This is a genomic window from Cypionkella psychrotolerans (assembly GCF_001294535.1).
Lineage (GTDB): Bacteria > Pseudomonadota > Alphaproteobacteria > Rhodobacterales > Rhodobacteraceae > Cypionkella > Cypionkella psychrotolerans.
The window spans coordinates 49750-62262 of the sequence record NZ_LGIC01000007.1 but is presented as its reverse complement, the minus strand read 5'-3'; the positions used below and the strand labels follow the sequence as shown (position 1 = coordinate 62262).

Annotated in this window: 16 protein-coding genes, 1 tRNA gene and 1 pseudogene; 9 read left to right on the top strand and 9 right to left on the bottom strand. The window is 59.5% G+C overall.

Features of this window, described 5'->3' with window-relative positions:
* Window positions 1-100 precede the first annotated feature (100 nt).
* Window positions 101-1048 (bottom strand): hypothetical protein, encoded by a 948-nt coding sequence (locus tag AKV04_RS01905; protein ID WP_054004793.1) that lies wholly within the window; start codon window positions 1046-1048, stop codon window positions 101-103.
* Window positions 1041-1631 carry a DUF6932 family protein gene (locus tag AKV04_RS01900; RefSeq protein WP_054004792.1) on the bottom strand — a complete coding sequence of 197 codons (591 nt, stop codon included), beginning with the start codon at window positions 1629-1631 and terminating at the stop codon, window positions 1041-1043. The genes AKV04_RS01905 and AKV04_RS01900 overlap by 8 nt, the downstream gene beginning before the upstream one ends.
* Before the next feature lie 377 nt (window positions 1632-2008).
* On the opposite strand from AKV04_RS01900, the gene AKV04_RS01890 reads away from it, so the two are divergent.
* The 6 genes from AKV04_RS01890 to AKV04_RS01870 are packed head-to-tail and all read left to right on the top strand — an operon-like array spanning window position 2009 to window position 4400.
* Window positions 2009-2731 (top strand): hypothetical protein, encoded by a 723-nt coding sequence (locus tag AKV04_RS01890; protein WP_054004790.1) that lies wholly within the window; start codon window positions 2009-2011, stop codon window positions 2729-2731.
* Between the two features lie 42 nt (window positions 2732-2773).
* Complete coding sequence (locus AKV04_RS01885) at window positions 2774-3253, top strand: hypothetical protein (protein ID WP_202905544.1); 480 nt, start codon at window positions 2774-2776, stop codon at window positions 3251-3253.
* 38 nt (window positions 3254-3291) lie between these two features.
* Window positions 3292-3648 carry a hypothetical protein gene (locus AKV04_RS01880; protein WP_156317304.1) on the top strand — a complete coding sequence of 119 codons (357 nt, stop codon included), beginning with the start codon at window positions 3292-3294 and terminating at the stop codon, window positions 3646-3648.
* The gene (locus AKV04_RS01875) at window positions 3645-3989 is read left to right on the top strand and encodes a hypothetical protein (RefSeq protein ID WP_054004788.1); all 345 of its coding nucleotides are present in this window, start codon (window positions 3645-3647) and stop codon (window positions 3987-3989) included. The genes AKV04_RS01880 and AKV04_RS01875 overlap by 4 nt, the downstream gene beginning before the upstream one ends.
* A 4-nt stretch (window positions 3990-3993) precedes the next feature.
* Window positions 3994-4146: a hypothetical protein gene (locus AKV04_RS25965; protein WP_156317303.1), complete on the top strand. Its 153-nt coding sequence runs from the start codon at window positions 3994-3996 to the stop codon at window positions 4144-4146.
* Window positions 4147-4151: 5 nt separating this feature from the next.
* Window positions 4152-4400, top strand: a complete 249-nt coding sequence (locus AKV04_RS01870; RefSeq protein ID WP_156317302.1) for a hypothetical protein — start codon at window positions 4152-4154, stop codon at window positions 4398-4400.
* A 75-nt stretch (window positions 4401-4475) separates the two neighbouring features.
* On the opposite strand, the gene AKV04_RS27475 is transcribed toward AKV04_RS01870, so the two are convergent.
* The 3 genes from AKV04_RS27475 to AKV04_RS01860 all read right to left on the bottom strand — a co-directional run bounded on the left by AKV04_RS27475 (window position 4476) and on the right by AKV04_RS01860 (window position 6756).
* A complete protein-coding gene (locus AKV04_RS27475) occupies window positions 4476-4598 on the bottom strand; it encodes a hypothetical protein (protein ID WP_268871768.1) in 123 nt (40 codons plus the stop codon).
* A gap of 471 nt (window positions 4599-5069) precedes the next feature.
* Window positions 5070-5145, bottom strand: a tRNA-Thr gene (locus tag AKV04_RS01865).
* Window positions 5146-5202: 57 nt separating this feature from the next.
* Window positions 5203-6756: an ABC transporter permease gene (locus AKV04_RS01860; RefSeq protein WP_407638394.1), complete on the bottom strand. Its 1554-nt coding sequence runs from the start codon at window positions 6754-6756 to the stop codon at window positions 5203-5205.
* A gap of 210 nt (window positions 6757-6966) precedes the next feature.
* Here AKV04_RS01860 and AKV04_RS01855 point away from each other — a divergent pair, with 210 nt between their 5' ends.
* Complete coding sequence (locus AKV04_RS01855) at window positions 6967-7839, top strand: hypothetical protein (RefSeq protein WP_054004786.1); 873 nt, start codon at window positions 6967-6969, stop codon at window positions 7837-7839.
* A gap of 180 nt (window positions 7840-8019) precedes the next feature.
* On the opposite strand, the gene AKV04_RS01850 is transcribed toward AKV04_RS01855, so the two are convergent.
* On the bottom strand, window positions 8020-8274 hold the full coding sequence (locus tag AKV04_RS01850; RefSeq protein ID WP_054004785.1) for a DUF2312 domain-containing protein: 255 nt from the start codon (window positions 8272-8274) through the stop codon (window positions 8020-8022).
* 131 nt (window positions 8275-8405) lie between these two features.
* Between AKV04_RS01850 and AKV04_RS01845 the strand changes: the two genes are divergently transcribed.
* Both AKV04_RS01845 and AKV04_RS01840 read left to right on the top strand, forming a co-directional pair.
* A complete protein-coding gene (locus AKV04_RS01845; RefSeq protein ID WP_054004784.1) occupies window positions 8406-8621 on the top strand; it encodes a hypothetical protein in 216 nt (71 codons plus the stop codon).
* Window positions 8622-8700: 79 nt separating this feature from the next.
* Window positions 8701-9870 (top strand): annotated as a pseudogene (locus AKV04_RS01840) (IS5 family transposase).
* Between the two features lie 115 nt (window positions 9871-9985).
* Here AKV04_RS01840 and AKV04_RS01835 read toward each other — a convergent pair.
* The 3 genes from AKV04_RS01835 to AKV04_RS01825 all read right to left on the bottom strand — a co-directional run bounded on the left by AKV04_RS01835 (window position 9986) and on the right by AKV04_RS01825 (window position 12435).
* On the bottom strand, window positions 9986-11809 hold the full coding sequence (locus AKV04_RS01835; protein WP_054004783.1) for an enoyl-CoA hydratase-related protein: 1824 nt from the start codon (window positions 11807-11809) through the stop codon (window positions 9986-9988).
* Between the two features lie 93 nt (window positions 11810-11902).
* Complete coding sequence (locus tag AKV04_RS01830) at window positions 11903-12106, bottom strand: hypothetical protein (RefSeq protein WP_054004782.1); 204 nt, start codon at window positions 12104-12106, stop codon at window positions 11903-11905.
* 11 nt (window positions 12107-12117) lie between these two features.
* Window positions 12118-12435 (bottom strand): TraR/DksA family transcriptional regulator, encoded by a 318-nt coding sequence (locus AKV04_RS01825; RefSeq protein WP_054004781.1) that lies wholly within the window; start codon window positions 12433-12435, stop codon window positions 12118-12120.
* Window positions 12436-12513: the final 78 nt, after the last annotated feature.

Genomic DNA, 12513 nt, shown 5'->3' with positions numbered 1-12513 from the left:
GACGCGCAGTGTTGCGCGGCAACGGTGGCGGCAGGTGGTGGCGTGCGCTGTGCGGGCTATGCGTGGCTTGGGAAAGGCAAGCAATCCATATTGGGGTGATTTACTCGGAAATTTCCACAAGATCAGTGACCGTATAAGATACACTTGTCGAGCCATCAGGTTTCCGAATAGTGCCAATCTCTATCGCCGCAACAAACCGATGCCCAAGCGTAATCCCATCAGCATTCTCAATTCTTTCAAGATAGTCTTGGCTGACTTGGTGGCTGAATTTTCCAGTCACAATCGCCTCACCGCCATCGCGCTTAAAGTCGAACGAGCGTTTTATGGGTGAAAGCCCCACTAGCCGACCCGTCCACGATACAGGCTCAATCTTTACATGCGTATTTGAAATCCGCTTATATGCTCTCTCAATATCCGCGCGACCGAATGAATACAGCTTATCAGGCAAATTGGTCTTTAATGTCGCATCGTTCAACTCTAGATGCCTAAAGAACTTAGAAAGCGCAATGAAGACACGGGGGTCTATTTCATCTACGTCAATAAGAAAATTATCATCGTCCTCCTGCGCGAATTCTGATAGCAGAGCGGTCGCTGCCTCTAGAGTTTCACGAATAGGGGTCTTAATCATGCTCGCTTGCCTCGGCTCGCTTTCTTCAAGAATGAACCCAAACGATCCCGTCGCAACCGCACGAATATTCAGCCCTGCCAGCCGAGATCCCCTGATCTTGCCCCGAGCATTCAACTGCCCGCCAAGACTTGCTGAATATAGACGCGTAACAATTCCTTGAAAATACGTGAGCGCAAGCGCCGCGAACGAAGCGTCGATTGCTCTGGTGCCCGTGACGGGTGGTCCGTCAAACAGAATCGCTATTTCTCCGACCAATGTGTCTTTCAGTAAAAGCGCATCAAGTTCTTCGGTCACAACCTCAAGTCTAGTTGCGTAATTTAGTCTACCGACCGTATTTCCCGACAACGCAGCTTCGTCTATAAGAATTTCCAGTTCAGAAATCTGTCCTTTTAGAAATGAAAGCCGTTGGAGGTCAGACATTATATTTGCCCCCTATTGCCTGCGCAACAGCGCTAAACTCCATCGGATCTGACGCAAGTGGAATCTCAACAATTCCTTTCTTGTTAAAAGAGCCGCGAATGTCGGTAAATAACCCCATCCAGTAGGTAGTATCTCGAATCAGGGACATTTGCCCAACATCCAAATCAATCCCATATGTGTCGCAAAGGTATATTGGCTTCATGCGCTTTGTATGGAAGTAAGCACCGTGCAGATGAGTTTCATAGTCGCTGTCCCATTTAGTGGGCTGCACTTGGTATTTGATAGGACGATTGAACAAGGTTATAATGTCAATATCCTTCGGATCACGTTTCAAAGTTAACTCGACATTTTTTACAAAGCTACCGTCGACCCACTGGGTGCCTGAGATGAACCCGCCTTGATGGAGATGCTTTCGATACTCATTCAAGCCAGTCAGAAGCTTGGCCCTGTGTGGCGACGTGCAGAAGCGTTCAACAACCTCAAATATGCTGGCCGAATACGGAGAACGAGCGCGGCGACTAGTAGGATTTCCATCGACATAAGGAGGCAGGGCACCATGTGGGGCAAACTCTGGAATGGCCATGACATCTCTCAATAAATTTTTCATAGCCTAACGTAGCGATGCCGCTCCTGTCCAAGGCAAACTGGCGTAACTCACCCTTCCGACAAGTTATGTTTCTGACGGCATGGTCATCCGTTCACGTCACCACTGACGCCTCATCGGCGGTTGCGGCGGTGATTGCACCCGCCATGCAAGCCTTCTTCGTGCAACACCATGCTAACAGACGCGTCCGGCGCATCATAGGCGTAAAGCCCGACCCACACATACTTGATATGAAAGCCAGCGCCTCATTTTTAGACCTAAGATATTGATAACAAAAGAAATCGCTAGCTGAACTACAGCGATAGCAGCTACCCTAACAGCACAATACAAGCCGTATCAGGTGTTAGGGGGCCAAAATGGCGGATAAAGAACTTGTAATCGACACGCGCGTAACTTCGACACTGCACCCGCAAATCGTGCGGTCGCTGCCGGAATACGCTGACGAAACCAATCGGCACCTGCTCGCAAATACCGAGCAAGCACTCGAATTGGCCTACCGCACCATTGCGCAGATTCACGATGCACGGGAGCAGGCGGAAAAAGACCCGACCATGAATGAGGCAGCGCGTGCAATCGCGGTGGCTGACTTTGCCGACAAGCTGCAAGAGCGCGCAACGAAGGCGGTGGACAGCGCGTATGGCGTGCTGACCAAGCAAATCGCGCAGATTGAAGGCGAGTTGTCGCAACCCGTTCAAAGCCATGCAGCCAACAGCTCAATCTCCAAAGAAATTCGGGATCATGTGCGCGGGCTGAAAGCCACAGGCAGTTCGCCAATGAGCTTTGTGCGACAATGCTTGAATGAAGGTGACTTGTCTTCTGCATCCGCCGTGTTGGGCGCACCTGCATATTTGAGCGGCTTGACCAATGAGCAACAAGTGGCGCTCTTGCGGATGTATCACGAAAAGGCATCGCCGCAAAAGACCAAGCAACTCGCTGCACTGAAAGCCGGGGTTGGCGTATTGGAGCGCGGTGGCGGTCTTATTCTCGGTCAAGTGCAAAAGGCGATTGGCGCGGACTACCGCAAAATCAAAATGCTGCGCGAAGCCAACAATGCTTCCAAGCGCGCCTTTAACGTCTGACCGCGAAGTTTGTTCAAACCCTGATTAAAGCAAGGCAATCGGATGAATGAGATAATTCAACCTGAATGGATGCAGGGGTATGTCCCGTCGCATGGACCGGGGGACGGTAGCCCCGGCAACCCATCGTGGAAGCGTGGCGGCCCTTCCCCAAACCCCGCTGGGCGTCCAAAGGGTATCATCGACAAGCGGCAGAAGCTGCACAACGCCTTCGCGGACGAAGCTGTGTCCATCGCAAAGGTTGTCATCGACAAGGCGCTGGAAGGCGACATGCAAGCGGCGAACATTGCGCTTGCCCGGATTGCCCCGCCGCTGCGGGCGCAGGCAGAGCGGGTGCAGTTTGAGTTGAGCGATGATGTGCCGCTGTCAGCGCAAGCGCGCCAAATCCTACAGGCGGTCGCAGACGGTAAGCTGGACGCTGATACAGCGAAAATGCTGGTCGGTTGCATCCAGTCGGTTGCGGGCATCCGTGCTGTTGAGGATTTGGAGTCCCGCTTGGCGATATTGGAGGCAAAGGCAGTCTGATGAACATTTGGTGTCAGAACGGGAATTGCGTGTCCACCATGTCACCAGCACCCGACGATCTGTTTGTGGTGACCACGCTCTTTGGCAAGCGCGTCTTTGTGCAGCCCATTGCCGATTACGAGGCGGCGCTGACCGTGGCCCAGGCCTTTGCAAACTATGTGCAGCACCCGCGACCTATCGTCGTGAAGCTGCTGTGCCTGACACATAACGAAATGACCGATGCGATGGGCGTTGACCCGGCAACGCTGTTTGAGGGTCAGACCCCGGAGCATGAAGCGGAATGGCGTCATGCCGTGGTCACTGCCTGCAAGACCGCACTGGTCAAAAGCCCGCTGGTGGCGGTGCGGGCTGACGCGATGCAACTTTTGATGAACATGGGAGACATGACACGATGACGGACCAAAACACGAACCCCGACGATGTTGAGCCTGCTGGCGGCGTTGCGCTCGGTGCTTGGCTGCAAGATCGGCAAGCCCGCAATCAGCAGCAGGTCAACGAGCGCCATGTGCGGCAGCGTGCCGAAGCGCGGGTGCTTAACCCCACGAAGGTTGCTGACGCTGGCGAGCATTTGCGCGGGCAGGTGACGCAAGCTGATCTTGACGCGGTTCACCAGCACCGGGCAGAACGCACCGACTTGCTGGCGCTTCGCGGTCAGATGGCTGTTGCCCATGCCATTGGTGCAGCGCCGGGGTTGATGGCTGAAATGCAAAAGCTCGACAATCGGAGCCGGGGATAACCACATGCCCGACCAGCCCAAACCGCAGCCCAGCACCCGCCAAGTTGTTGCCGCGTATGACCGGATTGAGCAAGCGTTGAAAGCGCGGCAGGCGAATGCGGCATACGCCAAAGCCATTTCTGACGTGCTGACCGCAACGCGGCAACCGTTCGAATGACAAGCGTGCGCTCCCTCCTGACCCGCGTTGCAAAGCTGGAAGCCGCGCGGGTTGCACCCAAGTCGCCCTTCGAGGTGGCATACGGCAGCTTTGGCGCGTTTGAGGAAAAGGTGAGTGCTGACATTGCGGCGCGTAAGCTGGATGGCACGGATGCGCCGTTGGTGCTGAACGCTGTGCGGAACTGGCATCGAGACATGTTGTGGAGCGGGTTCCGTTACCACAACAACGGCCAGCCACAGTATGCCGCCCGATGAACCTGCATGGCTTAGCGCGTGGCGGGGTAAAGATGCACCCGGACAGCCAGCACAGCCGGGGCAGCAGCACCCGACTCAGCAAGCGCGGCGGGGTAGTGGCACCGCCAGCCGCACTACAGCGCAGCACAGCACGGGTTTCAGCGAACCAGAGCCTTGGGCATTGGACGGTGGCGCGAGGCGCGAAGCTGTTTTGGACATGGACCGACACCCGCCGCGCGTGGTCAGGCAAGTCGGGTGGCGGGTCTGTATGCGGTGCCAGCGCCCCTTCTGGAGCGAGGACGTTGTGCGGTTGCGAATCTGCACACCCTGCAAGATGCGGATCGAATAGGAATACCCCTGCGACTTTGGATTGCCGGTCGTTGGGGTTCGGGGAGTAGTGCCCCCGCCGTCGTAAGGGAACCGTCGGACGATAAACGAACGGACTCAACAACTGGTCCCTATCTCTGGGATTGGGTTGAGGTTGCGCATCTTTTGGGGAACCCATGCCACTTGGGCGCGCAACCGACGCTGTAGCACCCTCTGCCGAAAGGCAGGGGGTGTTTTCACGAAATGCAGGAGGACCGGGAATCGGTGAAAAACTTGACTGCTAGTATAGCGCTAGTATGAAGAAATTTACGCGGTGAGAACGCTGCGCGCCAGCTTGTAAGCTATTGTAATTGCGTGGTAATTTGGTGCCCCCATCAGGATTCGAACCCGAGACCCCCTGATTACAAATCAGGTGCTCTACCAGCTGAGCTATAAGGGCAGTCCCCCTCAAATATCGGCAGGCGCGGTCCGGTGCAAGGGGGTTGCTTGCAATAGCCTATCTTGTAGCGCGGACCAGCAGGGCCACGGCGGCAAGGCCCATGGCAGTGACGATCAGGGCGGCGGGGGCGGCTTCGCCAATGCGCTCTAGGCTGGCGAGTTCATAGACTCGCGTGGCTAAGGTGTTGAAATTGAACGGCCGCAGCAGCAAAGTCGCGGGCAGTTCCTTGACACATTCGACAAAGACCAACAGCAGGGCAGTCAACACCGAGCCCCGCATCAGCGGCAGATAGACATCGCGCAAAGTGCCCCCGACGCCGCGCCCCAAACTGCGCGCGGCCATTGGCAGTGACGGTGAAATCCGCCCAAAGGCCGAATCCACCGCGCCCTGCGCGATGCCGAAAAACCGCACCAGATAGGCCAGCACAATCGCCGCCGCCGTTCCGGTCAGCATCAGGCCGGGATCATGGCCAGTAACCGCCAGCACCAGATCGGCCACACGGTGATCCAGCGCTGCCAGCGGCACCAGTAAACCTACGGCCAGCACGGCTCCGGGCATGGCATAGCCCAAAGTGGTCAGCGGCAGCACGGTGCGCGCAAGGCTGCGCCCCGCCATCCGCACTCCGTAGACCAAAAACAACGCCGCAGAGACGGTCAGCAGCGCCGCAATGCCGCCCACGATCACCGTGTTCAGCGCCGCCTGAAGAAGCCCCGGTGCCAGCCACATCTGCGGCTTCGCCAAGGCATGGCCCAGCATCACCGCCGTCGGCAGCACAAAGCCCAACAAAAACGGCACCAGACACAAAGCCGCCGCAGCCCAAGCTTTCGGTCCGCCCAACTGGATCGGCGTCACCGGACGAGTCGCCCGCGATGGACGGTGAAAGCGGGCGTTGCGACGACTGACATATTCGATACCCAACAGCACCAGCACCAGCGACAGAATCACCCCCGCGATCTGCGCCGCCCCCCCGGCATTGCCGCCGTTCAGCCAGGTTGAGAACACCCCGGTGGTCAGCGTCTGCACGCCAAAGGTCGAGACCGTGCCAAAATCAGCCACCGTCTCCATCATCGTCAAAGCCACACCCGCTGCGATCGCCGGGCGCACCAAGGGCAGGCCCAGCCGCCAGAACATCCCCCAAGGCCCCAAGCCTAAGGAGCGCGCCACTTCGTAACTCGCGCCCGATTGCTCGCGCAGCGCAGCACGAGTCATCAGATAGACATAGGGATACAGCGCTGCTGACAGCACCAATATTGCGGCAGGCTCGGAGTTGATCTCGGGAAACCAGTAATCTCGGGCGTTGCGCCAGCCAAAACTCAGCCGCAACGCGGTCTGCAACGGCCCGGCATAATCCAGAAAATCCACCAGCGCGTAGGCCCCGACATAGGCCGGGATCGCCATCGGAAACAGCAGCGCATAATCCAAGATGCGGCTGCCGGGAAAGCGGTACATCACCACCAGCCAAGCCGCCCCCGCCCCCATTGCCGCCGACAGCACGCCGACACCCAGCATCATCCGCAAAGTGGCGGTGAAATAGCGCGGCAAAACGGTGGACAGCAGATGCGGCCAGATGTTTTCCGTCGGATGAAACGCGATCCAGACCACCGCCAGCATCGGCACCAGCACGATGCCGCCGACCAGCAGCGCGCCCAGCGACCAGATATCAAACCGCAGCGCTTTGATCCGCAGCCAGCGCGGGCGAATGGGCGATTTCTGACTGTTTTGCAAGGGCATCATCCGCGCCAGATAACGGAAAGCTGTTTCCCTGTAAAGAAAACCGACTATAGTTGCGCCAACAAGAACAAGCAGGCAGGCCACCCCCCGATGCGGATCGTCTATCACCTTGGCGCGCACTTCACCGATGAAGAGCGTCTTCTGAAATGTCTTTTGAAAAACCGCGAGGTGTTGGCCGAGCATGGCATCGTGGTGCCCGGCCCCAAACGCTACCGCAACCTGCTACGCGCCACCGCGATTGAACTGAAAGGCAACACCGCCAGCCGTGACACCCAAGCGCTGATCCTTGACAAGATCATGGAAGAAGACATCGCCGACCGGATGGTTTTGTCTTGGGACAGCTTTTTGTCACTGGCCCCTTGGGTGCTAGAGGGCACGCTTTATCCGGTCGCAGGCGACCGTGTGCGCGCTTTCAGCCAGATTTTCCCCGAGATCGAGGCCGAGTTTCACTTGGCCATCCGCAACCCCGCGACCTTCCTGCCAGCACTTTTGCAAAAGCTGCCCGACAAGACCTATGCTCAATTCATCGGCAAGGCCAATATCTACGATCTGCACTGGTCGCAGGTGATCGCGCGGATTCTGGCACAAAATCCCGGCACGCCGCTGACGATCTGGTGCGATGAAGACACCCCGTTGATCTGGCCCGAAGTGTTGCGCGCAGTGTCGGGCCTGCCCGATGATGTGGTGCTGGAGGGCGAGGATGATTTGCTGGCCAGCCTGATGTCGGGCGAAGGCCTGACCCGGCTGCGCAGCTATCTTGAGGGCCATCCGCCCGGATCAGTGATGCAGCGCCGCAAGATCGTCTCGGCTTTTCTGGATAAATTCGCGCTGCCGGATCGCATCGCCACCGAGGTCGAAATGCCCGGCTGGACCGAGGCGACCGTGGCCGAGCTGACCCGGCTTTATGAGGAGGATGTCTATCGCATCACCCATATGCCGGGGGTAGATTTCATCGCGCCTTGAAGTTGGCGGCCCTGCACTATGGCCGATTGGGGTCTCCTCACCCCCAAACCCCCGTGGGATATTTGCGCACAGAGGATGGCAGTTCTAGCTAAGCTTTAGCAGATTATTATCAAACAAAAAAACCAGGCAGCGCCAGCGCACTACCCGTTTTTTTTTCAAGCTGATCGTCAGTGGCAGCGGTTACTGCATCCCCAACGCGGATTTATACATCTCGATGATCGCTTCTTCTTCGGCGATCTCATCGGGCTTGCGTTTGCGCAGAGCGATCACTTTGCGCATGACTTTGGTGTCATAGCCACGACCCTTCGCCTCGGCGAACAGCTCTTTTTCCTGCTCGGCCACGTCCTTTTTCTCGGACGCGAGTTGCTCGGCGCGCTCAATGAACTGGCGCAGCTCGTCGGCGGTCACGGTATAGGCAGCGGTTACATCATTCATCGCGGGACTCTTTTGCTTTGGGTTTGGCTGTTCCTATAGGGCGGGGCTGGCAGGATCAAGCGTGCCGCGCGCGGGGTTGCAAGGCTTTGCCAACACCGTTACCGCAGGCGCAGGTTTTCAGGGAGGCAGAAATGCAAATCGTGATCTGGATCGGGACGGCGCTAACCCTGATGGGCATCGTTGGGTTGGCGTGGTGCATCAAACTGGTGCTGGGCATCAAGCGGCAGGCTTTGGCCGATGATCAGGCGCGCGTGGCAATGCAGCGGGTGGTGGCGTGGAATATGGGCGCGCTGGCGGTGTCGTTTCTGGGGCTGATCATGGTCGTCGTCGGGGTTATTCTGGCTTAGCAGGCTGCTGAATTAGTCGGCCCTCGACGGGGATTGAGGAACAGGATTCACCCTCAGCAGGATAGCGGCGGGGGTGACGATGCGCGGGACGGATCAGAAGAGCGCTTCGCTGTTCAGTTATGTCGATCTTGAAGACCGCATCCCCGCCAAACACCCGCTTCGCAAGATCCGACAGGTGGTGAATGACGCCCTGGCCAGTCTCGATGCCGAGTTCGAGGCGCTGTATGTCGACTTTGGCCGCCCCTCGATCGCGCCGGAGCGGCCGATCCGGGCGAGCTTGGTTCAGATCCTGTTTTCGGTCCGCTCCGAACGGCAATTGATGGAACAGTTGCAGTATAACCTGATGCTCCGCTGGTTTGTGGGGTTGGGCATTGACGACCCGGTCTGGGTTCCCACCGTGTTCACCAAGAACCGCGACCGGCTGCTGACCACGGACATGTCGCACAAGATGATGGCGGCAATCCTGGCGCACCGCGAGGTGGCGCCGCTTCTGTCGGACGATCACTTCTTGGTCGACGGCACTCTGGTCAAGGCATGGGCTTCGATGAAGAGCTTCCAGCCGAAGACAGAGGGTGCGCCCCCGGATGATGAGAAGCCGGGTAATCCGCCTGGACACGACAGGCCCGCCATAGACCAGCCCGAAGATACCCAAACTGAGACCGACCCGATGCCCCGCCCCCCCCCCGTCAGAACCGCAATGCCGAGGTCGACCTCAAGGGCGAGAAACGCTCCAATGCTACCCATGCCTCCACCACCGACCCGGACGCCCGGCTCTACAAGAAGTCGCCCGGCGCTGGGGCGACGCTGTGCTTCATCGGCGATGTGCTGATGGAAAACCGTTCGGGACTGATCGTACAGGGCGACCTGACGCGGGCCGACGACCATACCGAACGCCGCGCCGGACATGATCCATCGCCACTCACCGGGATCGACCCGACGGTTGACGCTCGGGGCCGACAAGGGTTTCGACGCGGCCGAGGTCGCCGCCGACCTGCGTCAGGCTTGTGTCACGCCCCACGTCGCGCAGAAGTCACGACATTCAGCGATCGACGGCCGCACCACCCGGCACGAGGGCTACGCCCTGTCGATCAAGCACCGCAAGCGGATCGAAGAGGCCTTCGGCTGGGCCAAGACCGTTGGCGCCATGGCCCAAACCGTCTATCGCGGCGTTGAGCGGGTGCGCGCCCGCTTCATCCGCACGATGGCCGCAAACACCATCGCCCGACTGCCCCGATTGCTGGCCGCATGACGAACAGCAGCCTGATCAGACACACACCCAAGTCGCCTCAAAGGACGTGAAACGAACCGACGCCGACCGTGATTAAGGAAAACCAGAATGCGTCGCCAACTAATTCAGCAACCTGCTAGACGGCACCGTTGAGCGACGCAAAATCGCAGCCATCGGCAATCAACCGGTCAAACAGCGCATCCGGGGCATAAATCTGCGGTGCCACCTCGGCCCGACGCTTAAGATCGGCGCGCAACACCAACAACCCGCGCTTATCAGCCTGAAACAGCGGACCACCCTGCCAGCGCGGGAACATCCCATGCAGCACCGCCGCCGCATCCACATCCAGCGGCCTGCGTGCGACGCCCTCGCTGATCAACCGGGCGCTCTGATTGGCCAAAGCCGCGAGACAGGCATCGAGCACCCGCTTTGCCTCTGGCGGCGGCTTAGGCAGCGGCCCGCGTGCGGAAACCCCGATCCCGAATGATCCCAATGCCGCCGCAATTGCCGGTCGCGCCAGACCCTCGATTTCCAACTGCGCGATGGCCGCAGACAAAGCCGCGCGCAGGCGGCGATCCATCGGCCCGCCCGGCCCGGTGAACACCAGCTTCCAGCCAAGCCGCCGCCCCAGTGCCAGCCCCAATGCCTGCACCGCCACCGGAGCATCCGCCCCCGCCGCCAGTTCTGCCACCAGACCCGCCGCCAGCGCCACGCTGATGCCAACCCGCGTTCCCGCCCCCCGCGCGGGCAAAGCCCCCAGCGCGATAACCGGAAGGACCGCATCTTCCAGCGGCGGCGGCGCATCGGCGTTGTTCAACACCAGATCAACTCCGCTGATCGTCGCTGATCCTGTGCTCAGCCGCGCCCAATCGGCATCGCGCGCCTCGGGGGTCAACCGCCCCTCTGCAACTGCCACCTCTTGCCGCGACGCGATTTTCTGCAACGCGGCAACCAGCGCCTCGCGTGAGGGGTCGATCAGACTGACCCGCAGCCCAGCCGCCAAAGCTTGCGCCACCAGCACTGCCGCAGGCTCTGCTGCGCCCCAAACCGCAAGGCTGGTCAGCTTGCCTGTCCCGAACTGAACCAATGGTGCAGGTGGAAAAGCCGCCCGCCGCTCGGCAAAAAAAGCATGGCGCAAGCCCAGCGATTCAGGCGTGTGGACCAGAGCATCATAGGCCGCGGCCTCAAAGGCAAGCCCTTGTTCCAATGGCAAAAGTTGTGCTGCCTCGACACAGTCGATCAGCCGCAAAGGTGCTGGCAAAGGCGAACCCGCATAGCGCGCCCGCCCCGTCACAATCGCCGCCTGATAGGCCTTGCCATCGCGCAAGCCGTCGCGCCGATCCGAGGTTTTCAGCGGTGCCGCGCCGTTCAACGCCGCCGCCATGGTTTCGGCAAAAGCGCAGGCCTGCGCCCGCAGATCGCCCTCAACCACCTGATCCACCAAGCCGATTGTCAGCGCCTGCGCGGCCGTCAACGGCGCGGGTTCCAGCATCAGTTTCAACGCCGCCGCAGCCCCGATCAGACGCGGCAAGCGCTGCGTCGCACCGGCCTCGGGCACCAGTCCCAGCCCGATCTCGGGCAGGCCAAGCTGCGCCGCAGGGCTCGCCACCCTGCCATGCGCGGCCAAAGCCAGTTCCAATCCCGGCCCCAACGTGCTGCCGTTCAGAGCCACGATCACCGGCTTGGGGAAATCCTCTATTTGCTGGCAAAGCGTCGACAATCCCGGCGCGGCACTGGTTTTCCCCAACTCGGACAAATCTGCTCCGGCTGAAAACGCCGCCAGATCCGAGCAAATCACCACGGCGCGCAGATCACTCTCGGCGACCGCGCTTAGTGCCGCCGAAAGCGTGGCGCGCAGATGCTGTGACAGCACATTCACCGGACGCTGCGCCAGAATCAGCAGCAAAACGGCTCCCCTGCGCTCGACACGCACCGCCTCCGTCAAGGTCTTGCCGTCCATATCACCCGCTCCACCAAAACCGTTGCAGCATTAAGCGGCGGCGCGGGGGCATTGGCAATCCCAGTCCGCATCAAGCGGCGGGTCTGCGCGATGTCAAACCGGCATATTGTCGAAATCGGCTTCTTCAGCGGCACCGACATGCTCGGGCAGCACGGGCATCTGTACCAAGGCACCCGGCAGCACTTCGCTCAGCGCCCGCATTTCTGCCAGCAACAGGTCCATCCCCACCGCCTGCGCAGACAGCGTAGCCGCCAGCATTTCGGTCGTCATTTCGGCCATTGGATTGTTCTTCGGCATAAGACTTCCCCCTATGTAGCACAGTTGCGGCAGAACGGCGTGTCAGGCAGCACATCCAACCTGCTTGGCTCGATCTCTTGGCCGCAAGTGACGCAAATTCCGTAATCCCCAGCCTCGATCCGCGCCAATGCAGCCTCGATCCGCCGAATTTCCAGCAGCCCGGCGTTGCCCATCCCTTCCAGCACTTCATCGCCCTCGCGTTCGGCGGCAAGGTCTTCCCAATCTGGCGAATGCTCGGCAACAAGTTCCGTCGAGATTCCGCTCAATCGGCTTTTCAGAGCGGCCAAACGCCGCTGCATCTGCGCCTTGTGGTCAGTGGTTGAGATCATGCGCTGTCCTTTCCTGACTGCGCCGATTCTACTATAATCAGAGGGTGCGTCGTTGATGCATATCAATCCAAGTACAGC